Below are 26,439 nucleotides of genomic sequence, written 5' to 3' on the forward strand. Positions count from 1 at the left end.
TCATGGCGCCATTACGCAGTGTACCGGGGAAAGCTGCGGGGTTCGCTCGCCGGCCGGGGGAATCGCCACGGTGATTTCACATGATTGGGTTCCGTCCTGGTTTACAGACAGTGTGACGTTTTCCTCGGCGGTTTTCACATAGACCAGGCCATCAAACCCGACAGGGTAGGGGGCCGAATCAGGCGCATTGGCGTCCGTGACAAGTGCCGCTGCAGACAGCGGTTCGCTGACGCCATTGGGATTAATAACGACAATGGGTACCAGCGCGTCGCGATAGATAATGAAATCCGGAGTAACACGAACCATCGACAACGCTTTGGGTGCGGCCAGGATTTTCTCGTTGCCCAGCGTGGTGTTATAGGGAAGGTCGCGTTGGTTGATGTGCAGCTCGGTTTCCTGGAAGGGGGGGAGCCCGACCAGCATGGCGCGGCCTTTCTTGTCGGTGGGAATGGCGTTGACACGAACACCAGCAAACTCCGGGCCAAGATCAATCAGAGCAAAGCCACCATTGGCAAAACGGGTGGGTTTAATGAAATCTTCGCTTATCACGACACCGCCGGCAACGCCGGCACGATAACTGCGAATGCCTGCTGCATCCACGGCAGAGGCAAAGGCGCCATAGGCAGGGCGTTCAACAGATGCAGATACGGCCGTCAGGTCTCCGCCCTGTAATCGATGCCTCACCTGCACGCTGGGATATCCCGCCTTCCCCAGTACCCGCAATCGTGCATCTACCACGGCTTCTTCATCACGCGCCTTGCTGGCTTCCAGACTGCCGCGGGTGCGGGGCCTGCTGGAAAGGGGCATTTCGAAGCTGGCCAGGGTCAGGCCGTCCCGATCGGGTTTCAGCTGTTCGGTATGGGAAAGGCGGACACGCAGTTGCCGGCGGATATGGAAGTAGATGCCGGTGGTCAGGGCCGTACGCAACGGGGCACTGTCCGGGTCACGATACTGGAAACCGAAACGCAGCCCCACACCCTGCCAGGGCTGGCCGGCGATACTGCCAACCCATTGCTGGAAACCGTCCGTATCAAGCGGCGTGGTGTCCAGCGAAGGGGTAAAACCATTCTGCTGTTGTTCGTAGGACAGGGAGTAGCTATAGCCTTTGTACTGGTTGCTGAGCGTGGCTGCTGCGGCCCAGGGCTGGTCCGCATCGGGCAAGTCCCGGGAGGTGGCAAGGTGGGTCTGCAGGGCGCCGATTCGGGGCAGGGTGGTTTGTGCAAAGACCCCGCCATTAACGTGCTGCTCGGAGGCGGCGGCTGCGCCGACCCCCAGGGTGAGCCAGCGGTTCATGCCCCTGCGATAGCTGAATGATGAGATCAGTTGGTCGTAGTCATTACTGAAGCCCTGACGCTGCAGACCTGCCGAGATCTCGAAATCATCAAAGCCCTGTCGCAGTTGGCCCACCGTAAAGTAGGACGGAATCTCCAGCGTACTGAGGGTTCCATCCGCTTCGCGCACGGTCAGGGTCTGGATGGTGTTACTGAACAGGGGCTGGTTGATCACATCCACGGGCCCTGGAGGCACCTGGTAACCACTGCCGAAGTAGGCATTGCCGATCACTTCCGGCTGATCCAGCCCCCGTTGGGCCAGCAGCAATTGCGCCTGGGTATCGACGATAGCCTGGAAGTCCACCACCGGGCCGGTAACCAGTTCGGGCCGGGTGGCGTAGTTGCGGGTGATCTGGAAACCGGCCAGCGCCGCGCCTGTGCGCCATGGCGTGCGTCCGGCAAAGGCATCGCCGATACGGAAGGTGGTGGTTTCATCCGGGTTGTCGAATTGCCAGTAGGTGGCAATGCGTTGTGTGACGGTATCATCGCCGATGACATAACCGGAATGCTGACTTTGTAATACGCCCCAGTCGCCAAAGGCGCCCAGGCCAAGAAAACCGTTATAGGCGGTGTCACTGTTTTCTGTCTGGCTGGCGGTCACGTTGTAATTCACAAAGCCGCCGGTTTGCGGTTCCCCCAGTCTGGCCCTTGGCGTTTGCGCTGACATATCAATGCGGGTTGGGCAGAAATTGTCGGCAGCCACGCTGAGAACGAGGGTCTGATTACCTTCGTCAATATGCAGCGCAATACCATCCTGCTGATCAAGGCGCCGATAGTTGCGCTGATCAATAGTGATCACTGGGGCGCTTTCTAGTGCACAGAGTCTGGCCTTGTTCAGATCTTCCGTCAGAGCGAGCACCGCGCCACATTCATCACGCAGGATAAAGTGCTCCCCCAGATCCCGGCCGTTGACGATCCATTTCAGCAGGCGCATGGACGCGTCGCCATGGCTGGTGATTTCCCGTTGCGGGTTATCGCAACCTGGCTGTGGATCTGTCGAGTCTGCAATGGCACCTTGATGACCGGAAACGCTGAACCCTAGTATCAAGTTTGAACCGCGACAGTAATCCATATCAGTAGGCATAGTAGATTTCCTCTGGTGTTTTGTAGTTGTGTCTCTTTCTTGGTCGGCTATTAAGTTTGTCAGCGATCCTGTCGCATTCAATCTGAGTCAGCTCCGACATACTCGTTCCTTTCGGGAGATACTGTCGTATTAGCCCATTCGCGTTTTCATTGCTGCCTCGCTCCCATGAGTGATGAGGTGTTGCGAAGTAGAATTTCACGCCAGTGCGCTTTTCAACCAGCTTGTACTGATGGAACTCGGTGCCATTATCAGCAGTAATTGTCTTGAACGAGATCGGGTCTCTGCTAATCAATCGAATGACTTTTTTGTTAAGTGATTTGGTGGATCGGTCTCTGAGCTTGCCGATCTGGATGAACCCGGACTTGCGCTCAAGTATCGTTACAATGCAGTCAGTTGAACCTGTTCCCATCACAGTATCGATCTCCCAATGCCCTATAGCGGCGGGTTTCGACGGAGCCAGGCCTTTCTGAGATATGCAGTCAGTTGAACCTGTTCCCATCTTCGCTGCTTGTATCGATCTCCCAATGCCTTCTCAGCGGCGGGTTTCGACGGAGCCAGGCCTTTCTGAGATATGTCTCTTGTCGGCCAATCGCCCCCTGCTGTCATAGGCTCGATAGCGTTTTCTTCGCTGCTTGCTCGACTGGCGAAGATGCATCCATAGAGCGCCACCTTCTGCCTTATCGCGCCAAAGGTACTGATATATCGTTTCATGACTGATGTGGCGGTGCATTAGAGAGAACCGACGAATATGGCCGGATATTTGCTCTGGAGACCACTTCTGTCTCAGCAGTTTCCGGATCAACTTGAAGTGATCATCAGTGTAGTGACGATTGCGCCTGGAGCGACTGCGGCGGGCACGGGTTCGGCGCTCGGCTTTGCTGGGCCTGTACGAACCGTCAATGTGCAAGCAACTGTTGCGCTGTAGCTCGCGATAGAGAGTTGAGAAATGACGCCCCAGCTGGCGTGCGATCTCTCTGACTGACAGGCCTTGCCGTTTTAGTGTGGAAAGCATTACTCTTTCTTCGTAGGTGAGCTGTACATATCTCATAGCAATTTCAACTTCTTGGCGGGAGTGAAAGTGCTGGTATTACAGCTCACCTTTTTATTACATGAAAGTGTCGCGGTTAGTATATGAATTCGGCAACAATAACAGCAGAGCCGGTCCGGCCAGCATCAGGGATCTTTTTTGTTTTCTGGCTCTCCCAGCCATACAGTCCCTCTTTCATCAAACCCCTGTCTGCGATACCCGTAAATATCGGTGCGAAGGCGGAGCTGGGCGTTAGCCGGGGCTTTCACATGCCATTCCCGGGTCTGGTCGGCAAACACATAAGGGAAGCCCTGAACGGGCTGGGTGGACTGTTCCAGCAAATCGTCTTTTTTCAGATCATCACGGTCGGCGCTGCCACGAAAAGCATCCAGACCGATGACCCGAAAGTTCGTGCTGCCAGCATTGCTGACGCTAACCTGCCAGATGCCGTCCTGGTATCGGGTGTTGATTCGGGGATCGGGCTGTTGGCTACCGCCAGGTGAGACAAAGATGGGAAGGCCGATGCGCACTGCCATATTGGCGCCACCGGATTGCCGGGCCCGGGCGGCGGTGTCCTGCAGATAAAGCCGGTAGGCCTTTTCCTCGCTGGGCATGGCCGGCATATGGCGTAGACGGATCACCTGGCGCCCACCGGGCTTCAGCATCAGAATCGGCGGTGAGACGAAGATGTCATTGCTGGGGGTGAGATTGTCCTGACCACCATCCTGTTGCCAGCGCATCACGGTGGTTTGCAGCGTCACGGTCCGCTCGCTGTTGTTTTCGATGCTGAGTTGCGTGGTCGGGTTATTGTGGTCGAACTGAACCCGCAGCGGTGTAATACGAAAACTGCCGGCTTGTGTGCTACAAGCCAGCAGGAATGAGACCAAAAAAACAATCAGGCGCGGGCGAGACGCCAGGCTGGGCCTGGCTCTGGCTACGGGCATCCGGGACTCCTCAGAATTCCACTGTGGCAGTCAGAACATCCGTATAGTTACCGGCCACGACAGTATTGCCGGTCTGGTCGCCGGGAATACTGCCGATAGAGGTATAGACACCAGTGAAGAGGTTGACCAGGCCCAGTACATCCTGACTGACCACGGTTTCCGTGAAGCTCAGCTCGTAGTTGACCTGGTTGGTCGTTGCTACGGCTCCGCCACCCACACCATCCATGATGCTGGTCACGATCGGACCCTGGGAACCTGCCGTGGTGGTGGTGGTGAAGCTGACAGAGCCTCCCGTCACCCGCGGACCTTCCAGAGTAACGCTGACCGGGGTTGTGGTGCAGGCCACGTAAACGCCTGGGACGGTGAGTGCCTGTGCTGTCAGGGGATCCAGGATGGCAGCAAGAGCTGTGTTCAGTGTGGCGATGGGGGTGTTCAGCGTCAGCGTATCGTCATTGCCTGCGCCGCCATCAGCACCGGCATCCGGGTGCGCATCGTTACCGGTCACAGCATTGCCGGTAGCGGTGTTGGCGGTGATCACGTTATTGACCCCGCCGGACGGAATGGGAGCGGAAAGCACGCCGAAGTCAGTACCGATGGCGGCCACATCGCAGGCATCGGCCAGGGTGACGATGTTGGTCATGGTATTGGTGACGGCCGAGGCATTCATGGAGGCGGCCACCAGGATGGAGCCAAAACTGGCCAGGGGGATATGTTTTTTCATCAGAACAAGCTCCTTTGGTGAACTTGGTGAGCGGGCGCATCATGTCGACCACATCGATGATCTGGAACTGGCCCTGTTTGCTGGTCTTGATCGGCTTCTGGCCGGTGATCATGACCATGGGCATGGCGCCCAGCTGGGCGTAGGCAGCGGCGGTCACGAAGTTGGTGGCGCCGGGGCCCAGAGTGGACATACACACACCGGCCTTGCCGGTGAGTCGGCCATAGGTGGATGCCATGAAGCCGGCGGCCTGCTCGTGACGGGTAATCACCAGTTTGATTTTCGAGCCGCGCAGGGACTCCAGCAGGTCCAGGTTTTCTTCCCCGGGGATGGCGAAGACGTGTTCAACCCCTTCGGCTTCCAGGGCGCGAACGAACAAATCTGATGCTTTCATGGTGCGTTGTCTCCAGTTGATCCCGCTATCGCTTTTGGCGGTCAGCGGGAGTCCACGATGCGTGGCTGTCAAAAGTCACCGCGGGTTAATGCAAGGATGGTGCCGCATTTTCCTCATGCTGGTGCAGGAAAGTTGCTTTAAATTGGTGCGCTAGCTCCATGCCGGGCTTCACTATAGCGCGCCAGGGCCGGGAACAGGTATGGGGTAAACTGATCTGTTTCATTAACAAATGTGATATTCCCGCTTGAGGCCGCAGGCGGGTCACGGCAGAGTCTGCGCTAGCAGCCTGCCAAGGAGCGATCACTATGAAAAAAGTCTGGTTTATCGGGGCGGTGTCGCTGGTGGCATTGCTGGCGGCGGGCTTCGCCGGAGTGCACCGCTGGTTCAATCCGCCACCGCCACCGGTGCAGCTGTTTACTAACGGTACCATTCTGACCATGGATCCGGGCAATCCTCAGGTCGATGCCATGCTGGTCAAGCGTGGCGAGATCGTGGCCCTGGGCGACAGCGATGCGCTGCGCGATCAGGTCAGCCGTGATGTGCGAGTGGTGAACCTGGAGGGTGGGGTGCTGATGCCCGGCTTTATCGAGGCCCATGGCCACTTCCCGGGTGAGGGGCTGTCGGCGGTGGCAGTGGATGCCAACAGTCCGCCGATTGGGGATCTGGACAGTATTGCCACCCTGCTGGAGCGTTTACGCACCCTGGCCCAGCGGCGCCCGTACGGGGCCCTGATGGCCTACGGGTTTGACGACACCACCGTAAGCGACCAGCGTTATCCTACCCGGGCAGAGCTGGATACGGTTAGTGACACCCGACCAATCATGGTGATGCATATCTCTGGTCATTTGGGGGTGGTGAATTCGGCTGCCCTTAAAGCCATGTCCATCACCGAGAACGTGCAGGATCCGCCCGGTGGCTATTATGGCCGCGACAGCGATGGCCGTCTCAATGGTCTGCTGGCCGAGACGGCGTTCAACCCGGTGCGTGCCAACATCCTGAAACTGTCGGCCATGGATGGCTACCGGGTAATGCGCCGGGCCTCTCGACTGTACCTGTCACGGGGGATTACCTTTGCCCAGAATGGCCTGGCCGATACCACCACCATCAAGGCGCTGGTGCCGGCGTTGCGGTTCGGGCTGATTCCCCTGCGGTTGAGTGTCTGGCCGGATGCGGCTGCCGAGCAGGCGCGCAAGGATGGTCAGTGGAGTTTGCCGCAGGGCGAGCGAGTGCATCTGGGGCCGGTGAAGCTGGTCAGTGATGGCTCTCTGCAGGGCTATACCGGGTTTCTCGATGAACCCTATTTCACCGTGACAGAGGATCATCCGCCGGAATATCTGGGTTTTCCCAACCAGTCGCCGCAGCAGCTCACCGAGCAGGTGGTGGAATTCCACTGTGCCGGTCGCCAGACCGCGATCCATGCTAACGGCGATGCGGCTATCACCATGAGCCTGGATGCGGTGGCTGAAGCCCGCCAGCAGTGCCCGGAAGTGGCGGTGCAACCGGTGCTAATCCATGCCCAGATGGCTACTGGTGAGCAACTGACGCGCATGCTGGCGCTGGATGTGATCCCGTCGTTCTTCAATACCCATGTGTATTACTGGGGCGACCGGCACCGGGATATTTTCCTGGGGCCGGAGCGGGCGGCGCGGATCAGCCCGCTGGCGGAAGCGGCGGACACCGGGTTGCGCTTTACCCTGCACGCGGATTCACCGGTAGTGCCGTTTCAACCGTTACAGCTGGTGTGGAATGCGGTGCAGCGCCGCACCGCATCCGGCGCCATGCTGGGGCCGGAGCAGGCCATTCCGGTGGAGCGGGCCCTGCGGGCAGTGACCGTGGATGCGGCCAGACAGCTGGGCGTGGCGGACCGGGTAGGGCAATTGCGTACCGGTATGCGTGCCGATCTGGTCTGGCTGGATCGCGATCCGCGGGAATTTATCGGAGACTGGTCGTCTATCCAGGTGCGAGGCACCTGGGTGGATGGGGTACGCCGTTATCCGGAGAGGATCGCGGAGTAGGTGGTGCGTGGGGCCATCGATGCGGCCCCTGTCACTTCATGATAGGTGGAGTTAGTGCCAGGTCCCTTCCAGGTTCTCGCACTGCTCCAGGAATTCCTCTGCACTCATTTCAACCGTGTACGGGTCCAGGTGTGAGGCCACCTGTTCCTTTAGCTGCCCGACTACTTTGGACATGACTGTCAGGGTTTCTTCTACCTGTTCAATCGTTTCCAACAGGTCTTCGGCTTCTTGCTGGTAATCATCTCTGTCGTCGTAATCGCTCATGCGAAGCCTCCTGCAGTTAAGGTGAGCCTGTCTGTTTGTTGTGACCTTGTTCAGGCTCCACTCCATGTTGCCAACGATGCCGGCACAAAACAAACGGGAAATCCCCGGGGTTGGTGAAAGTTTAGCCACTCGGGACGGGTGGTCGTTGTTATTTCGTTAACGGTTCTTGGCGATGTTCCTTGTCCTGCTGGCCGGTTGGGCCTCATCAAAACGCGTGGTGGTGGACCCGTAGGCCCTGTACCAGCTTAACCTGAGCGAGTGCGAACAGGTGGCGGAGCAGGTCAGTACTGGTCGTGATACCACCGAAGACGCTGTAGGTGGCGCCGTAGTGGGTGCTATTTCGGTAACTCCAACACAGCAGGGAAGATGGCCGGTGGTGTTACTGCCGGTAAAGGCGGTGATGCTGAGTGGTGAAAAGGGCAGGTGATCAGGAACTATATGCGTAGGCGTAGGTATTGGGTGTTGAAATAATGCTGGATGCTTGGCCTTGGTTCTCAAAACATACAATACGCCGTCTTGCTCGTAATTAGTTGGCCTTTAAAGTTGGTTGTATTTGCTCAATGCAGTCGAATAATAAGTATGACTTGTAGTAGAGAAAGTTATTGAAAATCACTAAGGAAGGCCGCAGAAACAGCCATTACACACCTTTGTATTATTGGTGTTTATCAATAAACCTATTCTTTGACTATTTTTCTTGTAAATCTTTGATCTCTGATGTATCGATTTATCTGCCATTAAGAAAATTCGATCTATATTTAAAATTCGAATTTGTAATAGGGATTCGATCAACAGGGAGCTTTCAATCTCGTGCCAGGATCTTGGCTGCAATAGGTGAGGTGATCATCTGAATCACTGCAAAAAAAGCGGCTGGGATCGCTATTTCAGAGGGTAATCCGGATGCGGCTACAAAAGCAGCTGCGATGCTGAATTCTTTTTTACTTACAGTAAAAATATATGTAATGACTTCTTTTCGGTCAATGGTTATCAATCGTGATGCCATTCCTACTAGATAACCAATCAGGTTCAGCAATAAGGCTGCGCCAGCAATCACAAAAGCGTACCAGCCATAGCCAATGATAGTCTCTGCGTTGGGGCCGACTACGGCTAGCAATATCAAAAGATATATAATTGATCCAAGCCCGGCATAAGCGGAATCATGTCGTCCAAAGAACGTAGGAAATCCTGTGCGTAAGCTCACACCTATGATAGTTGGGATGAGAACAATCAAGACCAGTTCGAGAATGATCGAACCGAGCGGGACTTCCAGTTTTATGCCTGTAAGCCATAGAAAAAGGAAAGGAACTATAAAAGGGGATAGCGCAGTGTTAACTGCATTAAAAACGGCAGCAAGGGCAATATTGCCTCGTGCCATCAGTACGAGGAGAGGGGACGATACATCTGTTGGCAGTGTGCCAAGTAAAGTCTGGCCTGCTGCCAGTGAACCGCTCCCAAAGAAGAGGCGACCCGTTAGCAACCCGGCAATCGACATTGGACCATAAACCAGGATCAGTGCCAAAAACTGCCTGGATGGTTTACGAAGTACCAATCGCACATCATGGGCGTCGAACGTCAGGCTGATAACAAGCATTAACAATGCAAGTAATGGTCCTATGAATGATGCAAAGAAATTCCCAGTCTCCGGTATTATTAATCCCAGTCCAGCTGCAACGATGACAAACCATACGAGGTGAGACTCAACGAAAGAGATTAGTCGGCTCATATTTCCAAGTTCCAATTGATGGTTTTTAACCGATGGCGGCGGGGCATTATCAGGTAATTTTTTTGAGCTGTTTTAGATGATTTCTGAGAGGGGGAGGCCCGCCATAGCCCCTTGAACTGAGCGTTTTGGCGGGCGGATCATAACATTAAGCGCCGATTGGCATCGGCGCTCATTCTTTCAGACTACAGAATCATCCTCTGCGCCATCCTCGATCCTGATGGCGCGATTGACGTCACTGACGAAGACGCGGCCATCACCACGCAGGCCCGTGTGGGCCTCGGACTTGAAGGCCTGTACAACCTCGTCCACGTATTGATCGTGGCAAACCACCTCAACTTTAACGTGTTTGACGAAGTCGGCGGCACCGTCAATCGGATTTGCCGCGCTGGTATGCACCTTACTGCGCCCAAAACCGCGCACTTCCGACACGCTCATGCCGGTAACGCCATCGATCCGATGCAGGGCTAGTGTTACCGCTTCCACCTTGTGGAGCTTGATGTAGGCTTTTATCTCTTGCATGTGACTATCTCCAGTTAGTGGCTTGCGCCGATATCAGCGGGCTTGTCGGCAAACCACTGATAGAGTGCGGGGAGGACAAGTAAGGTCAGCAGCGTGGCGGTTACCAGGCCGCCAACAACAACTGTTGCCAATGGCCGCTGCACCTCGCTGCCCGTACCACTGGCAAACAGCAGCGGGAACAGCCCCAGGGCGGTGGTTACTGCCGTCATGATGACGGCGCGCAGGCGTGAGCAGGCAGCTCTCACACTGGCTTCTGCAACGGGAACCCCGTCTCTGACCAACTCATTGAGATAACTGACCAGTACGAGGCCGTTTTCCAGCGCGATGCCAAACAAGGCGATGAAGCCCACGGATGCGGGCACCGACAAACTCTGGCCGCTCAACCACAATCCGACAATGCCGCCCACTAGGGCCAGCGGGATATTGAGCATGATCAGCAGGGCATTGCGCAGTGAATTGAAGTTCGCGTAGAGCATGAGGAACACTAGGCCTAGGGTGATCGGTACCACAATCATCAACCTTTTGTTGGCCTGTTGTTGAAGCTCGAACTGACCGCCCCACTTGAGAAAATAGCCAGGTGGCAAATCGACCTGCTCAGCAATGGCGGCATCGGCCTCGGCCACAAAGGAGCCTATATCCCGTTCACGTACATTGGTCTGAATGGTTATGAATCGCTGATTATTCTCACGCGTGATCTGCCGTGGGCCGACCACTTCCTCGATGTTGGCCAGCTCTTCCAGCGGGATGCGCTGGCCTGCGTCATTCTCGATGATCAGCTGCCGGATCACATCCGCTTCATCGCGTGATTTTTTCTCCAGGCGAACATAAATATCGAAGCGTCTGATTCCCTCAAACACCTGGCCGGCTTCACTGCCACCCACGGCAACGCTCAAGGTTTTCTGAACATCACTGACGTTGAGGCCATAGCGAGCAATCGCGTTGCGATTTAGGGTGATGCGCAGTTGCGGTGTGCCACCGATTTGGTCACGCTGAACATCCTGAGCACCGGGTACTGTGCGCATAACCTGCTCAATGGCCTGGGCTTGTTTGGCGAGCACGTCCAGATCATCACCAAACAGCTTGGCTGCAAGCTCTGCTTTGGTGCCTGTCAGCAGTTCATCCACCGCAGCGGCGATAGGCTGAGTGAAGTTGAACTTGGCGCCGGGAAAATTCTCGAACTTTTTGCTCATGGCTGCGTAAAGCCCGTCCAGGGATTCTGCGCTGACCCATTCCTCCTGTGGCTTGAGAGAGACGAAAATCTCCGCATTATTGACCGGGTCGGCATGAGCGCCGACCTCGCCACGACCAATGCGTGAGACCACCTGGGTTACCTCGGGAAACGCCTTCTTCAGCTGCCGTTCGAAGACGGTGATGGTGTCTTCGGCTTTCTCCAGAGAAATGGACGGTGCCATGGTGGCGCGGATCAGCAGGTCGCCTTCGTTCAGCCGTGGCACGAACTCCGACCCAAGAAACGGCGCCACTGCAATACCTACAGCCAACACCACTCCGGCCACAGTTACGGCGATCCAGCGACGGGCGACCATGAGTTGCACCATTGGCTGATAGCCTTTCATCAGAAAACTGATGATGTCCTTGCGCGGCTTATCATCTTGTTTCTGTGGGCGTTTCATCAGCAATAACGAGGTCACCGGTGCAACCACAAGGGCGAAAATCAGTGAACCGAGCATAGCCACCGCCACGGTATAGGCCAGCGGTCGGAACGTTGCCCCTTCCACGCCCTGTAGGGTAAACAAGGGCAGGAACACGATGATAATAATACTAATGGCGAAGAGGATCGGACGTGCAACAGCCTGACAGGCTCGTGCGACGATATGCAGACGGGATTCATCCGGCGAGGATTCGCGCAGCATGCGATCAACGTTTTCCACTACTACGACCGCCCCGTCCACCATCATGCCAATGGCAATGGCTATCCCGCCCAGTGACATCAGGTTTGCCGAAATGCCGAAGAACTTCATGGCAAGGAAGGTAAAGCCCACAGAAAAGGGTATGGAGAGCGCTACTACCAGGCTCGGGCGTAGCCCTCCCATAAAGGCCAGTAGGACCAGTGCTACCAGAATGATCCCTTGTAACAAGGCGTTGATTACGGTGCTTACGGCGGCTTTCACCAATGTAGCCTGATCATAGTACGGCTGGACCTCAATCCCTTTCGGGAGGTTGTCGTTGATCGTTGCCAGCTCCTTCTTGACTGCATTGATCACCTCGGAGGTGTTGCTGCCGATCAACTTCAATACCATGCCGACAACGACTTCACCGTTGCCATCCTTGGTGGTAAGTCCGCGTCGAATCTCGCCACCAATCTTGAGCTCGCCGAGCTGCTCCAGATAGACGGGCGTGCCGTCGATGGTTTTGACCACGATGTTGCGCAGTGAAGCCAGGTCCGTGGCGAGGCCCACGGACCGCACGATGTACTCCTCATCGTTCTTGACAATAAACTGGGCGCCGGCATTAGCGTTGTTCTCCTCGATGCGCTCCTTGATCTGCGGTAGCGATACGTCGTAACGAATCAAGGCGTCCGGGTCCACGCGGACCTGAAACTGTTTTACCTCGCCGCCAATGGAAAGTACTTCCGTGACTCCCTTGACTGTTTGCAGGTTGAACTTGACGATCCAATCCTGGATTTCACGCAGCTGGGTATTGTTGTATTCGCCGCTAGTATCTTCCAGTACATAAAACAGAATCTGCCCGAGGCCGGTGGTGATCGGCCCCATGACTGGTTCCCCAAAGCCGTCAGGAATTGACTCACGGGCAACTTGCAGACGCTCACCCACCAGCTGTCGAGCGAAATAAATATCGGTGCCGTCCTCGAAATAGATATTTACCACCGACAAACCGAAGTTAGAGACCGAACGTACGTGATCCAGTTTCGGCAAGCCATTCATGGCGCTTTCAACGGGGTAAGTGACGTATTTTTCGACTTCCTCCGGTGCCAGCCCTTCGGTTTCTACGAACACCTGCACCAGAGACGGTGAGATATCCGGGTAGGCGTCCACAGGCAGGGTGCGATAAGCGAAGTAACCGCCGATCAGTGTTGCCAGAGATAACACGACCACCAACAGCCGGTTCTCCAGCGCAAAACGGATGATGCTTTGCATGCTGTTCTCCTGTGTTAGTGGTTGTGACCTGATTCAAATTCGCTTTTCTGCAGCTCTGCTTTGAGCACAAAGCCGCCCCTGGAGACATATTTTTCACCCGCTTCCAGGCCTTTCAATATTTCTACCTGATCGCTGTCATTGCGGCCAAGCTTGACCGCTCGTGGTTGCCAGCGCTCCCCTTGTCGCACAAATACGGTGGGCTGGTTTTCGAAATCAATAACAGCGCTTCTGGGTACTACCACGGCTGCAGGGAATTTACCGACGGTAATGGTCGCCTCGACGAACATACCAGGCTTCCACTCTCGGTTTTTGTTGGTGAGAAAGATGCGAGCTAGGCCGGTACGCGTCCCTTCATCTACCAGCGGGGCAACATAATCGATACGGGCGTCGACCGGTGCTGGGCCGTGTGAGGTTGTGATGCGCACAGGTTGACCGGTTTTCACGCGCGGTATCTGTTTCGGATAAAGGGCAATGTCTACCCACAGAGTTGATAAATCCGCGACAACGAAAGCGGTGTCGTCAGGGGATAAATGTTCGCCCGTCGCCACGTGTCTTTTGATCACCACGCCGTCTATCAAGGATTTCAGCGAAAAACGCACCAGTGTTTCTGAGCTTTCTGCCGCCGCAAGGGTTTCTCCAGCCTTAATATTGTCACCAATATTGGCCCGTACCTTGGTGATTTTTGCCGCGAAACGGGGAGTGATGTGGGCAACGGCTTCCTCGTTGAGTCGCACTTCCCCAGGCAGGGATACTTGCTGGTGAATCACCCCGGCCTGGGCAGACGCAATTTCACCACCGAATTCACGTAACAGCTCGGCGCTAAATGTCAGCTCGGGCTCTTCACTTTTCCCGTGGTCCTCATGGCCATTTTCTGCTGCGCGGTCCGCTTCTTTGTGTGCGCCATGGTTATCCTTATCGTGTTGCTCTTCGTCGTGGCTTTCCTCGTGCTCCTCTTCGTGGCCATCCTGGTGATCATCAGGCGAGCCTGATTCGTGCTGAGCGTGTTGCTTTTTTTCTTCTTTTTCATGGTGTTCTGATGCATAGACGGTACTGGAGCTAGCCAGCAGTAGAGTTGCCATCAGATGTGGGATAATTTTCATTGTGCGGTCTCCTGTTCACCGGCGTTGGAGAGCGTCATGCCGGTGAGGCGTTCAATCTCGTTACGGTGCTGGTGGAAGCGAGCTGCTAGGGCAATGGCACGCTCTTCAAGGGCAACTTGCTCTTGCTGGGCACTAGTCAGATCAAGCAGGCTGTAGCGGCCGGCCCGGTAACCTTGCTCAATATCGCGATACAGTTGCCGGGCAAGGGGCAGGGCGGTGTCCTCGACCAGGGACAGTTCTTCGCGGATAAGCTTCAGGTTTCGGTAGAGGGCTTCCAGGGTGGCTTCCAGCTCAATGCGGCGTGCCTTCTTTTGTGCCTGGCTTTCTGCCAGTTCTGCCTGGGCCTGGGCAATGTTGCCGCGATTGGGATTCCGTAGGTTTAATGGCAGTGAAAATCCAGCGACCAGGGTGTTGTTGTCGCTGAGCCGATCATGGCGAGCCCCCAGGGTGACTTCGAGGTCGCGTCGGCCATTGGCTTGTGCCAGGCGTATCTGGGCTTCACGCAGGCGGGTTTCGTTGGCCAATCTCAGCAAGTCAGGGGCCTGCTCCAGTTGCGCCTTGATGTCTGCCAGTGGCGGAAGCGTGGGTAAGGGACGCAGGGCGGTAGTTGGCAGCAGGTCCGCGACTCCCGTTTCTCCCCAGAGTGCAGCCAGCTGCTGGCTGGCGGTATCGCGTTTGACCTGGGCGCGTTGCAGAGCAATGCTGGCTTGGCGGCTGGCCAGGGTCAGGCGGGTAAGATCGGATTGCGGGGCCGCACCCGCATTGACCCGGCGTCGTGCGGCCGCTTCTGATTGCCGCGCCAAAGCCAAGCTTCGTTCTGCCAGTGCAACCCTTTCCTGGGCTTCAGCCAGCATCACATAACGACGCACGGCTTCGCCAAGCACCTCAAGCCGGGCCTGATCATAAGCGAGTTGAGTGTTGTCCAGCGACAGGCTGGCCACTTGGGTACGTTGACGTCGTTTGCCACCAAGTTCGATCAACTGACTCAGTGCTACGGTTATTTCCGCGCCATTGATGCCATCAGCTGGCTCGTCACCGGCCAGGTTTTCCGCCTCCACAGACAGGGAGGGCTGTGGCATCAGACTGGCCTGCAATTTTTCGGCATCAGCAGCACGTAATCGATAGGGGAAGGTAGCGAGCCCTGGATTTTTTTCGAGGGTCTCTGCTATGACTTCTTGCAGGGAAATCCGTTGCCCTGTATTGGTTTCTGGCGGCTCTGTTGCCATGGCAGATTGCCATACCAGCACTGCCGCCATGGCTGCTGCCCACAGGCAGGCGCCGCGTAATCGGTAAAACATGGGATTCTCCCGTTCAGACTGTGTCGAGCGGCAATTGTCGCCGCAGAAAAGCGTCAGACGAGCGGTTGCTGATCGGGAGGGGGAACCGGGGGACGGTTATGGTTGGAAATCAGGCGAGTGCGATAATGGCTTTCCCAGTCTTTTTGAGCACCACTGGGATAGTGTGCAAAACCGACAACAGGCAGGTTCATCGGTGAATGGCTGTGGCAGCCGTGGTGGCTTTCGCAATCAACGTTGTCGGAGAGTGGGGGGTGTGTGCCTGCATCGTGGAAGGCGCCATGCTGGATGTCAGCCAGAGTGCTGTCGTGGACAGAATGATCAGCTTCCTCACCGACTACGACCACAGCATTCAACAACATGAAAAGCGCAAGCACCATTGCCGTTACAGCGCTTTTTGGAGTATGGCGATGACTGGACATGGCGCTCTGTATCCAATGTTGGCTTTTGAGCAAGGCTAAGTATGCTAACAAGTCAGGCACACCTGTCAACCTGCCAGCATTATGAAGACTCATGGCGAGCCTGGCGCAGTATGGAGAACGCGCTGTGAGTAAATAGGCTCGCCATCACCAAGGCAAGAATCAGATCCGGCCATGGAGAATTCAGCCAGGCCACCAAGCCTGCTGCGGCTATAACCCCTACATTACCGATGGCATCGTTGCGGGAACATAGCCAGACTGACCGGATATTAGCGTCGCCGTTGCGAAAGCGCATCAGCAGAAGGGCACTGGTCACATTGGCCGCCAGGGCGAGTAGAGCAATGCCTCCCATCCAGCCTGCCAGGGGGGGTGCAGCGTTACCAAAACTCAGCAGAGTAGTAACTAGGATTACCAGCCCCATGACCAACAGAGATGCGCCTTTGAGGGTAGCGGCTCGGGTACGCCAAAGTAATGGCTTGCCGATTACCCACAGGCTAAGGGCGTAAGTACCTGTATCTCCGGCAAAATCCAAGGCGTCGGCCTGTAACGCCTTTGAGCCGGAGAGGGCGCCCGTCACAATTTCCACCGCAAACATAACCGCATTGATGGCAATCACAGTCCACAGTACCCGGCGGTATTGCGGACTCTGGCCATCGAATTCAATCTCATTGTTGCAACAGCCGGGCATGGAAACACTCCTTGCGATCTTGCCAGTTCGGGTGCCAGTATAAAACCTACAATAGTTGCAGGTTCAACCATATGCTCACTATCGGGAAGCTTGCGGATGCCTCAGGTTGCACCGTTGGTCTGATTCGCCACTACGAAAAAGAAGGGTTGTTACCGCCGGTGGCACGTAGTGAAGGCAACCAGCGGCGATATATGCAGATCCACTTGCAGCGCTTGCTGTTCATTCGTCACGGACGAGAGCTGGGCTTCACCCTCACCGAGATTCGTGAACTGATCGTGCTGTCCAGTGAGCCCCAGGCGTCATGTCAGGCTGTCGATGAGCTGACCCGCGCCCACCTAGAGCAGGTGAAAAACCGAATAAAGCGATTGCATGCTATGCGTGACGAACTGGAAAGGATGCTTGGCCAGTGCCAAATTGGCAGGGTAGCGGATTGCCGAATCATCGAAACGCTTTCGGACCATGAGCTTTGTGATCATAGCCAGGCTCAGGCTGATCACCTTCCAGGCTACCGAACGTTGTCGATGGCTTCCAGCAGCGAGTAGCGACGCTGACGCCGATAAAGTGACTGACAGCGTGAATCAGGGGCTGATCAACTCAACCGCGTGTGGTGTCGGGTTCCTATTGGAGGCCGGGGTGTGGTTAAGCCTGCCGGATGCATTACGGTATCAGATCTCAATGCGGAAAAGTCAGACCAGTAGACCGAGGAATACAAAGCAAACAATTGTCAGCACAATGCTACAAGCTGCTATGGCAACTAGGAATCCCCAGCGATCCAACATTAAAGGAAACAGGACAAACATGGGGGGGCGGAATTGGTCCTACCCACAAAAAGTAGACACTGTTATGCGCACCTGCGCTCAAACTCTGCTGGACTGATGTTTCCAATCGCAGAGTGTCTCTGTTTGCGGTTATAAAAGATTTCTATGTATTCAAAGATACCGGATCGGACTGCTTCGATGGAAGCATATTGCTCCGCATAGATCAGCTCCACCTTGAGCCTGCTATAGAAAGACTCCATTACCGCATTATCCCAACAATTACCCTGGCGACTCATGCTCGGCAAACAGCCTCGTGAACGAACCAGATCGAGATATTTCACGGAACGGAACTGAACCCCACGATCAGAGTGAATTATCAGTCCGGGCTGGATATCCCGATTTGCGTACGCCATTGCAAGTGCATCCATCGCCAGCCTCTCTGTCATTGAGGTATCCAGCTTCCAGCCAACGATGGCACGAGAATAAAGATCCATTACCGTCGCAAGATAGAGCCAGCGCCCATTGACCCAGATATAGGTGATATCCGTCACCCATTTCTGATTTGGCCCCTCCGCCCGAAACCGACGACGCAACCGGTTCTCTTCCACATTGATCATCGTCGGGCTGGCTGGGCGATAGTGAAACCCCTTACCGTTGCGTGCCCGGATACCCCGCAACCGCATGATATTGGCTACAAAATTCTTCGAACATGGCAGACCCGCATCTGCCAATTCATCAGCAAGCCTGGGGGCGCCATAGCGGGCCTTGAACTCCGCAAACAGTTCAACAACCTTGCTCTCCACCTGTTCGCGCCGTAGCTGAGCAGCACAGGGCGGGCGCTTCAGCCACTTGTAGAACCCTGAGCGGGATACGTTCATGGCTCGGCACATCAACACGACGGAGTAATGTCCCAAATACTCGGCAATGACCGCGTACTTCACTCTTGGTGCTTCGCAAAGTACGCAGCAGCCTTTTTTAGGAATTCGTTCTCCTTACGCGCTTCATTGAGCTCGCGCTTGAGGCGTCGCACTTCCTCGGATTCGTGTTTGGAGTAATCGACACCGTCCAGGCTATTGAATTGCTTATCGGAAAGGCGAGAAAACTGGCGGCGCCAGTTATAGATCTGGCCGGGGTGCAAACCCAACTCCTTGGCAACCGATACCGCCGTATTCCCTGGTTGGTCGGATCGGCGGACGGCTTCTCTACGGAAGTCTTCCGTATATGCTTGCCGCTGTTTCTTGGCCATGACACACCTCCATTAGGGGCTACCCTAACTATAAAGGGTGTCTACTCTCTGTGGGTAACTCGGGAATTGCATGCCAGGAGGTGTGCCTAGAGCGGTTGTTGATTCTCTTCGTGCTAAAAAAAGAGGTAGAAGTCCTTAGCTGCTAATGACTAATAGCGTTACTAGGCTTGAAGGTGTGTGCAGGTGGGCTCCGTATTGTCCGCTAGATTCCATGGTGATCCGTCACGATCCAGAAACCAAGTGTAGGTTATGGTATAGCAAGTGACCCTTTTGGCAATGATGGCCAGTTAAATAAGCCTAAACACACCTGTGCATCATAGTAGTTGATAGAAAAAAGGCGCTTTTGCTTGGTAGCAAAAACGCCTTCTAGATGGTCAGCGTGTTATCGCATCGTCACTGATTAATCCCAGCTCAACGCACCACCGACCTGATACTCGGTCACCCGCGTTTCGAAGAAGTTCTTCTCCTTGCGCAGGTCCATGATTTCGCTCATCCACGGGAAGGGGTTGTTCACGCCTTTGAACTGTTCCGGCAGGCCCAGCTGGACCAGGCGGCGGTTGGCGATGAACTGCAGGTACTCTTCCATCATGGCGGCGTTCATGCCGAGCACGCCGCGCGGCATGGTGTCGCGGGCGTACTGGATTTCCAGCTCGGTGCCTTCCAGGATCATCTGGGTGGCCTTGTCGCGCATCTGGGAATCCCACAGGTGCGGGTTTTCCAGTTTGATCTGGTTGATCACGTCCACGCCGAAGTTCACGTGCATGGATTCGTCACGCAGGATGTACTGGAACTGCTCGGCCACGCCGGTCATCTTGTTGCGGCGGCCCATGGACAGGATCTGGGTGAAGCCACAGTAGAAGAAGATGCCTTCCAGTACGCAGTAGAAGGCGATCAGGTTTTCCAGCAGTGCCTTGTCGGTTTCCACGGTGCCGGTGGTGAATTCCGGGTCGGACAGGTCGCGGGTGTACTGGATACCCCACTGGGCCTTTTTCGCAACCGAGGGAATCTCCTGGTACATGTTGAAGATCTCGCCTTCGTCCATGCCCAGGGATTCGATGCAGTACTGGTAGGCGTGGGTGTGGATCGCCTCTTCAAAGGACTGACGCAGGATGTACTGGCGGCATTCCGGGTTGGTGATCAGCCGGTAGATGGCCAGCACCAGGTTGTTGGCAACCAGGGAGTCGGCGGTGGAGAAGAAGCCCAGGTTGCGCTTGACGATGCGACGCTCGTCGTCGGTGAGGCCGTCAGTTTTTTTCCACAGCGCCAGGTCCGCGTTCATGTTCACTTCCTGGGGCATCCAGTGGTTGGCGCAGCCATCCAGATACTTCTGCCAGGCCCAGTCGTACTTGAACGGTACCAGCTGGTTCAGGTCGGCGCGGCAGTTGATCATGCGCTTGTCGTCCACTTCCACACGACCGGCAGTGCCTTCCAGCTCGGCAACGCCTTCGCTGGCATCCATTTTCGCCACGGTGGCGCGGGCGCGGGCTACGGCGTCGGTGGTGTCCCGTTCGGTTCGTCCTTGTCGCTGTTCGTCGGCTCCGCCTGTAATCGGCGCACTTCCCGCTCCCGGTGCTTGAGCTTGAGGTGCCGCTTGGTCAGGTACCGTCTCAGGTTGCGGCGGCGTTGCGGCGCTTGGCTGCGGCTTGGCGACAGGCGTCTCTTGCGCATTAAATTCGTCCCAGTTCAGCATGTGCTCTCTCCATATTCTTTCAGGGGTGACGCCGTGGCGTCACCGGTGGTGCATTCTTTAGATGGCCTGACGCCGGATGCCTGACGCTGGACGCTTTAAAGAAAGGCAAGCGTCGAGCCTCTGGCGTCATGCGTCCGGCGTTTACTGGCAAGCCTCGCAATCCGGATCATCCAGGGAGCAGGCTTGCGGTACGTCGGCGGCCTGGCCGAATTCGGCTGCCGGCTCTTCCACCTTGGAAGACACCCGGTTGAGCTTGCCGTCATTGATGGTGGATTTTTCCGTCTGGGTGGCACCGATGGCGCGCAGGTAGTAGGTGGTTTTCAAACCCAGCAGCCAGGCCATCTTGTAGGTCACGTCCAGTTTCTTGCCGTTGGCTTCGGCAATGTACAGGTTCAGGGACTGGGCCTGGTCGATCCACTTCTGACGACGGCTGGCGGCTTCCACCAACCAGCGCGGCTCCACTTCGAAGGCAGTACGGAACTGTTCTTTCAGATCCGCCGGCATGCGCTCGATGGGCTGCACGGAACCGTCGTAGTACTTCAGGTCGTTGACCATCACGTTGTCCCACAGGCCGCGCTCTTTCAGGGCGTGTACCAGGTAGGGGTTCACCACGGTGAATTCGCCGGACAGGTTCGATTTCACGTACAGGTTCTGGTAAGTCGGCTCAATGGACTGTGAAACCCCGGTGATGTTGGCGATGGTGGCGGTGGGTGCAATCGCCATCACGTTGGAGTTACGCATGCCTTTCTTGGCCATGGCGCGCACGCTGTCCCAGTCCAGGGTCTGGCTGCGATCCACCTTGCAGTACTCTTCGCCACGCTGCTTCACCAGGATGTCGATGGAGTCGATGGGCAGTACGCCCTGGCTCCACAGGGACCCTTCGAAGGTCTGGTAGGCGCCGCGCTCTTCGGCCAGCTTGGCGGAGGCCTGGATGGCGTAGTAGCTCACCGCTTCCATGGAATTGTCGGCAAACTGCACCGCGCCTTCGGAGGCATAGCTGATGCCTTGCTTATACAGTGCATCCTGGAAGCCCATGATGCCCAGACCCACGGGCCGGTGCTTCATGTTGGAACGCTCGGCCTGGGGCACGCTGTAGTAGTTGATGTCGATCACGTTATCGAGCATGCGCACGGCGGTGTTGATGGTGCGCTGCAGCTTGTCGGTGTCGAGACCGTTTTCGTCCACGTGCTGGGCCAGGTTCACGGAACCCAGGTTACACACGGCGATTTCTTCCTTGTTGGTGTTCAGGGTGATCTCGGTGCACAGGTTGGAGGAGTGCACCACACCCACGTGCTGCTGCGGGCTGCGCAGGTTGCACGGATCCTTGAAGGTGAACCAGGGGTGGCCTGTTTCGAACAACATGGACAGCATCTTGCGCCACAGGTTGATGGCGGGAACACGCTTGAACAGCTTCATTTCCCCGTTACGGGTTTTCTCTTCATAGGCCAGGTAGGCCTTCTCGAAGGCTTCGCCGTACAGGTCGTGCAGGTCCGGGGCGTCGTTGGGGCTGAACAGGGTCCAGTCTTCCTCGTTGATGACACGCTTCATGAACAGGTCGGGAATCCAGTTGGCGCTGTTCATGTCGTGGGTACGACGACGGTCGTCACCGGTGTTCTTGCGCAGCTCCAGGAATTCCTCGATGTCCAGGTGCCAGGTTTCCAGGTAGGCACAGACAGCGCCCTTGCGCTTGCCGCCCTGGTTCACTGCCACGGCGGTATCGTTGACCACTTTCAGGAACGGCACCACACCCTGGGAGCGGCCGTTGGTGCCCTTGATGTAGGCGCCCAGGGCACGTACTGGGGTCCAGTCGTTACCCAGGCCGCCGGCAAACTTGGACAGCATGGCGTTGTCCTGAATGGCACCGTAAATGCCGTGCAGGTCATCGGGCACGGTAGTCAGGTAGCAGCTGGACAGCTGCGGGCGCAGGGTGCCGGCGTTGAACAGGGTCGGCGTGGAGCTCATGTAGTCGAAGCTGGACAGCAGGTTGTAGAACTCGATGGCACGGGCTTCGCGGTTGTCTTCTTCCGCGGCCAGGCCCATGGCCACACGCATGAAGAAGCACTGCGGCAGCTCGATGCGGGTGTCGTTGTGATGGATGAAGTAGCGGTCGTACAGGGTCTGCAGGCCCAGGTAGGAGAACTGCAGGTCGCGATCGCCATTGATGGCGGCGCCCAGCTTGTCCAGATCGTACTCGGCCAGTTGCGGTGACAGCAGTTCCAGCTCGATACCCTTGCCGATGTAGGCTTTCAGGGCGTCGCTGTACAGTGCGTTCATTTCTTCGTGGCTGGCACGCTCGGCCACGCCCAGGTACTGCAGGGCTTCGGCGCGGATCTTGTCCATCAGCAGACGGGCGGTGACCTGGGAGTAGTTGGGCTCCACTTCGATCATGGTGCGGGCGGTGATCACCATGGAGGTGTTCACGTCATGGATGGAGACGCCGTCGTACAGGTTCTTCACGGTTTCGGTGATGATCCTGTCGGCGCTCACATCTTCCAGGCCGGAGCAGGCAGAGCGGATCAGGTGTTCCAGGCGCGCCATGTCCAGCGGCGCCGTGCTGCCGTCTTCCATGGTGACGGTCATGTCCACCTGGTGGGTAGGCTCGGGCAGGTCGTGGTTCTGTTCGGCACGCTTGGCGGCCTGGCGTTCACGGTACAGCACGTAGTCACGGGCCACTTTCTGCTCGCCATTACGCATCAGCGCCAGCTCTACCTGATCCTGAATCTCTTCGATATGGATGGTGCCACCGGAGGGCATGCGACGCTTGAAGGTGGCGCTGACCTGCTCGGTGAGGCGCGCCACGGTTTCATGGATACGGGAAGAGGCGGCAGCGGTGCCGCCCTCTACCGCCAGAAACGCCTTGCTGATGGCCACGGTGATCTTGTCGTCATCGTAGCCGACCACTTTGCCGTTGCGCTTGATAACGCGAAGCTGGCCCGGGGCGGTGCTGGCAATGGACTGGTCCTGGCCACTGTCGTCGCCTGCGGGGGAGCCGGTGTGGTTGGGGTTTTGGCTCATATCCGTCTGCATGGTGCGCTCTCCGTTGTTTGTGCTGTTCTGTCTGTTGTCGGGTTTGTGTGGTGGTGCCGGCGTGGTCTGATGCCGCGTATGGCACACCACGCAAAACGCCACAGCCGTCAGGCCATGGCGCAGTAAAATCTGTGTTGGATGGTGCCTGGTGGTCTGATTTGGATGCGGACCACTATATCTTGTGTCTTGTCCATGACGTTGTTCTTGCCCCTGGTAGCCCGAAAAGCCCTAAATGGCTGATGTGGCTGTATTTTTCGATACGCTGGATGGTGTTATCCTGGGGTGGCAGCGATTTTACAAAAACCCAATATGTTGGGGTCGCTGCCCGACTTCAGTACAAGTTATAGTTGCGTCAGTGGATTTGCAAGCACTTCGCCTGGGGAAATTTTGTGGATAAGTTGTGGACCATTGTGAGTGCATTTTGGTTGCGCTTTTCCGGGGCGGGGCAGTACTAGATATTGTGTTTGTCAACTGTAAAAAATGCACCGTGAAGCGGCTTCAGTGTGCCTTTGGTATCAGCGAGGTTGCCGTGGACAGTGTCTATGCGTATAAACACCTGATAGGGATACGTTTGTTACAGTTTGCCGCCTTGTGCACTGTGTACGACGACAATAATGATACGAAGTGAAAAAGGATAAGGACGGGATGACAACGGTGCAGGATAACCCGCCAGCAATCATGATCGTGGAAGACGACGAAAGACTTGCCGATCTTACCTGTGAATATCTGCAAACCAATGGTCTCAATGTGACGGTGGTCAGTGATGGCGAAGAAGCCATTCGTCGCATTCGTGCCGAGCAACCGGATCTGGTGGTACTGGATCTGATGTTGCCCGGAGCCGACGGTCTGACCGTCTGCCGTGAGGTTCGCAGCGCCTACAAGAATCCCATTCTCATGCTCACCGCCCGCACCGATGATATGGATCAGGTACTGGGCCTGGAGATGGGGGCCGATGATTATGTGGCCAAACCGGTGAAACCCAGGGTCTTGCTGGCACGTATCCGCGCCCTGCTGCGCCGGGTGGAAACCGACAGCGAACGGGACAGCTCACCGGCGCGGCTGGAATTCGGCGCCCTGGTAATCGACAACTCTGCCCGGGAAGTGACCCTGGCCGGGGAATCGGTGGATCTGACCAGTGCTGAATACGACCTGCTCTGGTTGCTGGCGTCCAATGCGGGCACGGTGCTGTCCCGGGAAACCATCTTCGAGAAGCTGCGTGGCATTCAGTATGACGGCCAGGATCGCTCCATTGATGTGCGCATTTCCCGTATTCGCCCCAAGGTAGGGGACGATCCGGAAAACCCCAAGCGCATCAAGACCGTGCGCTCCAAGGGCTATCTGTTCGTCAAGGAAATCGGCGCGGCCTGAGCGTTTCTGTGCCGTGGCGTGACGCTGGGTGACGCTTGAATAGTATCTTCCTGAGGCTTTACGGGGGTTTGCTGCTGGCGCTGTGCTTTATCGGCGCCATCACCTACGCCGCCGTACAGCTGGTTAACAGCTACCGCTCGGATATCTACCGGGAGGAAATGGCGCGGGGTACCTTCTACCTGATGGCGGAAGGTTACCAGCGCTATGAACCCGGTGAGCGTGACCGCTGGAGCCAGGTACTCAGCAAGCTGTTCAGTGCGGACATCCAGTTGCAGTCTGCCGGGGAGCTGGAGCTTGGCTACCGGGAAAAGCTGCACCTGGAAGACGGCCTGGTGGTCATGCGCCTCAATGATGAAAAGGGCTACGCCGATATCCTTTTTCAGTTGCCCGGTGAGTCCGAGTACATCACCACCCGCATGACCAAGGTGTCCGAGCAGCAAGCCCGGGCCACCGCCGTGCTGGTGCTCAACCATCTTTCCCACTTTCCCGAAGACGAATGGGGCCAGGCCCTGGCTCGGCTACAGCAGCATTTCGGTTTCCCCCTCAGCCTGGTGTCCCGGGATGATGTGCCCCTGGACCCGGAGCAGGAACAACGCCTCAACCGTCGCGAAGTGGTTATCGGTCTGGATGACAGTACCCGTAGCGACTCCAGCATCCGCATTTATGCCCCGGTGGCGCAGACCGGCAAACTGCTGGTGATCGGTCCCCTTAGTCTGTTTGACCAGTTTCCCATGGAATTGCTGCTGGTGGCCGGTGCCCTCAGCCTGCTGGCCGTAGCACTCGCCACCTACCTGCAGGTAAGCCCGCTGCAACGGCGCCTCAAGCAGCTTGACCAGGCGGTGAGCCAGCTGGGCAGTGGTGACCTGGGGGCCTATGCCAATATCGAGGGTAATGATGCCATCGGCCAGGTGGCCGCCACCTTTAACGGCATGACCGCCCACATCCGCCGCCTGATCGAGTCCCAGCGGGAAATGACCCGGGCGGTTAGCCATGAACTGCGTACTCCGGTGGCGCGGCTGCGTTTCGGGCTGGAGATGCTGGCGGATATCGAGTCGGCGGAATTGCGCCGGGAAAAACTCAACGCCCTGGATCATGACATCGAGCAGCTGGACCAGTTGATCGACGAAATTCTCACCTATGCCCGCCTGGAGCAGGGGACCCCCAATATCGAATTCAAGCCGGTACTGCTGGGGGAGCTCTGCGAGCAGCTGCGCGACGAGCTGGAAACCATTTGCGGCGATACCGTTATTACCGTGGAGTGTGATCAGCCCACCCTGGAAGTGGAAGCGGAAGAACGCTACCTGCACCGGGTGCTGCAGAACCTGGTCACCAATGCCCTGCGCTATGCGGGTTCACAGATCGTCATGGTGGTTGATGGGGATGAAGACCAGGTGGTTATCCATGTGGATGACAATGGCCCGGGGATTCCCGAGCACGAGCGCGAGCGGGTGTTCAAACCCTTTGCCCGGCTGGACAAGAGCCGCCACCGCGCCAGCGGGGGCTATGGTTTGGGTCTGTCCATCGTCAAGCGGATCGTGGACTGGCATGGTGGTGATATTCGCGTGGACGAAAGCCCCATGGGCGGCGCCCGATTCACCGTCATCCTGCCGCGCAGCCAGCAAGGCCAGCATGTGCTGGGGCGGGTGAATGGATAGTACGCCGGGCGCCAGACGCCTGATGCCGGACGACATTAAAACCTTAATCTATCCGGGCAGC

At 56.6% G+C, this 26,439-nt stretch carries 19 protein-coding genes and 1 pseudogene; 5 read left to right on the forward strand and 15 right to left on the reverse strand.

The genetic code is table 11. The features are described 5' to 3' along the window. The 4 genes and pseudogenes from KZ772_RS17855 to KZ772_RS17870 all read right to left on the reverse strand — a co-directional run bounded on the left by KZ772_RS17855 (position 1) and on the right by KZ772_RS17870 (position 5,498). Positions 1 to 2,265 carry a fimbria/pilus outer membrane usher protein gene (locus KZ772_RS17855; RefSeq protein WP_290537771.1) on the reverse strand — a complete coding sequence of 755 codons (2,265 nt, stop codon included), beginning with the start codon at positions 2,263 to 2,265 and terminating at the stop codon, positions 1 to 3. A gap of 139 nt (positions 2,266 to 2,404) precedes the next feature. After that, positions 2,405 to 3,463: pseudogene (locus KZ772_RS17860) on the reverse strand (IS30 family transposase). Between the two features lie 125 nt (positions 3,464 to 3,588). Continuing rightward, positions 3,589 to 4,386, reverse strand: coding sequence for a fimbria/pilus periplasmic chaperone (locus tag KZ772_RS17865; RefSeq protein ID WP_290537772.1), 798 nt, complete (start codon positions 4,384 to 4,386; stop codon positions 3,589 to 3,591). A gap of 584 nt (positions 4,387 to 4,970) precedes the next feature. Next, positions 4,971 to 5,498 carry a thiamine pyrophosphate-binding protein gene (locus KZ772_RS17870; RefSeq protein ID WP_290537773.1) on the reverse strand — a complete coding sequence of 176 codons (528 nt, stop codon included), beginning with the start codon at positions 5,496 to 5,498 and terminating at the stop codon, positions 4,971 to 4,973. Positions 5,499 to 5,803: 305 nt separating this feature from the next. On the opposite strand from KZ772_RS17870, the gene KZ772_RS17875 reads away from it, so the two are divergent. Then, entirely contained in the window at positions 5,804 to 7,513 is a 1,710-nt protein-coding gene (locus KZ772_RS17875) for an amidohydrolase (protein ID WP_290537774.1), read from the forward strand. 51 nt (positions 7,514 to 7,564) lie between these two features. Here the strand turns inward: KZ772_RS17875 and KZ772_RS17880 are convergent, their stop codons facing one another. The 6 genes from KZ772_RS17880 to KZ772_RS17905 form a co-directional block, all read right to left on the reverse strand. Continuing rightward, positions 7,565 to 7,777 (reverse strand): hypothetical protein, encoded by a 213-nt coding sequence (locus tag KZ772_RS17880; protein ID WP_035248960.1) that lies wholly within the window; start codon positions 7,775 to 7,777, stop codon positions 7,565 to 7,567. 799 nt (positions 7,778 to 8,576) lie between these two features. Further along, positions 8,577 to 9,497, reverse strand: a complete 921-nt coding sequence (locus KZ772_RS17885) for a bile acid:sodium symporter family protein (RefSeq protein ID WP_272974541.1) — start codon at positions 9,495 to 9,497, stop codon at positions 8,577 to 8,579. 177 nt (positions 9,498 to 9,674) lie between these two features. Next, complete coding sequence (locus KZ772_RS17890) at positions 9,675 to 10,016, reverse strand: P-II family nitrogen regulator (protein ID WP_272974542.1); 342 nt, start codon at positions 10,014 to 10,016, stop codon at positions 9,675 to 9,677. A gap of 14 nt (positions 10,017 to 10,030) precedes the next feature. Next, positions 10,031 to 13,132, reverse strand: coding sequence for a CusA/CzcA family heavy metal efflux RND transporter (locus KZ772_RS17895; RefSeq protein ID WP_272974543.1), 3,102 nt, complete (start codon positions 13,130 to 13,132; stop codon positions 10,031 to 10,033). A 14-nt stretch (positions 13,133 to 13,146) separates the two neighbouring features. After that, on the reverse strand, positions 13,147 to 14,232 hold the full coding sequence (locus KZ772_RS17900; RefSeq protein WP_272974544.1) for an efflux RND transporter periplasmic adaptor subunit: 1,086 nt from the start codon (positions 14,230 to 14,232) through the stop codon (positions 13,147 to 13,149). Further along, positions 14,229 to 15,530 carry a TolC family protein gene (locus KZ772_RS17905; RefSeq protein ID WP_272974545.1) on the reverse strand — a complete coding sequence of 434 codons (1,302 nt, stop codon included), beginning with the start codon at positions 15,528 to 15,530 and terminating at the stop codon, positions 14,229 to 14,231. Before KZ772_RS17905 ends, KZ772_RS17900 begins: the two co-directional genes overlap by 4 nt. 203 nt (positions 15,531 to 15,733) lie before the next feature. Between KZ772_RS17905 and KZ772_RS17910 the strand changes: the two genes are divergently transcribed. Further along, positions 15,734 to 15,988 (forward strand): hypothetical protein, encoded by a 255-nt coding sequence (locus KZ772_RS17910; RefSeq protein WP_290500866.1) that lies wholly within the window; start codon positions 15,734 to 15,736, stop codon positions 15,986 to 15,988. A gap of 40 nt (positions 15,989 to 16,028) precedes the next feature. Here the strand turns inward: KZ772_RS17910 and KZ772_RS17915 are convergent, their stop codons facing one another. After that, positions 16,029 to 16,634, reverse strand: coding sequence for a cation diffusion facilitator family transporter (locus KZ772_RS17915; protein ID WP_272974547.1), 606 nt, complete (start codon positions 16,632 to 16,634; stop codon positions 16,029 to 16,031). 71 nt (positions 16,635 to 16,705) lie between these two features. Between KZ772_RS17915 and KZ772_RS17920 the strand changes: the two genes are divergently transcribed. After that, positions 16,706 to 17,176, forward strand: coding sequence for a helix-turn-helix domain-containing protein (locus KZ772_RS17920; protein WP_272974548.1), 471 nt, complete (start codon positions 16,706 to 16,708; stop codon positions 17,174 to 17,176). Positions 17,177 to 17,475: 299 nt separating this feature from the next. On the opposite strand, the gene KZ772_RS17925 is transcribed toward KZ772_RS17920, so the two are convergent. The 4 genes from KZ772_RS17925 to KZ772_RS17940 form a co-directional block, all read right to left on the reverse strand. Next, positions 17,476 to 18,333, reverse strand: a complete 858-nt coding sequence (locus KZ772_RS17925) for an IS3 family transposase (RefSeq protein ID WP_272974549.1) — start codon at positions 18,331 to 18,333, stop codon at positions 17,476 to 17,478. Then, positions 18,330 to 18,638: a transposase gene (locus tag KZ772_RS17930; protein ID WP_272974550.1), complete on the reverse strand. Its 309-nt coding sequence runs from the start codon at positions 18,636 to 18,638 to the stop codon at positions 18,330 to 18,332. The genes KZ772_RS17925 and KZ772_RS17930 overlap by 4 nt, the downstream gene beginning before the upstream one ends. 400 nt (positions 18,639 to 19,038) lie before the next feature. After that, entirely contained in the window at positions 19,039 to 20,328 is a 1,290-nt protein-coding gene (locus KZ772_RS17935; protein ID WP_290537775.1) for a ribonucleotide-diphosphate reductase subunit beta, read from the reverse strand. A 141-nt stretch (positions 20,329 to 20,469) separates the two neighbouring features. Continuing rightward, on the reverse strand, positions 20,470 to 23,355 hold the full coding sequence (locus KZ772_RS17940) for a ribonucleoside-diphosphate reductase subunit alpha (protein ID WP_290537776.1): 2,886 nt from the start codon (positions 23,353 to 23,355) through the stop codon (positions 20,470 to 20,472). Between the two features lie 645 nt (positions 23,356 to 24,000). Between KZ772_RS17940 and KZ772_RS17945 the strand changes: the two genes are divergently transcribed. Beyond that, the gene (locus tag KZ772_RS17945) at positions 24,001 to 24,723 is read left to right on the forward strand and encodes a response regulator (RefSeq protein ID WP_062816885.1); all 723 of its coding nucleotides are present in this window, start codon (positions 24,001 to 24,003) and stop codon (positions 24,721 to 24,723) included. 35 nt (positions 24,724 to 24,758) lie between these two features. Beyond that, on the forward strand, positions 24,759 to 26,378 hold the full coding sequence (locus tag KZ772_RS17950; protein ID WP_290537777.1) for an ATP-binding protein: 1,620 nt from the start codon (positions 24,759 to 24,761) through the stop codon (positions 26,376 to 26,378). The last annotated feature ends 61 nt before the right edge of the window (positions 26,379 to 26,439 follow it).

Source organism: Alcanivorax sp., from assembly GCF_019431375.1.
GTDB classification, from domain to species: Bacteria; Pseudomonadota; Gammaproteobacteria; order Pseudomonadales; family Alcanivoracaceae; genus Alcanivorax; species Alcanivorax jadensis_A.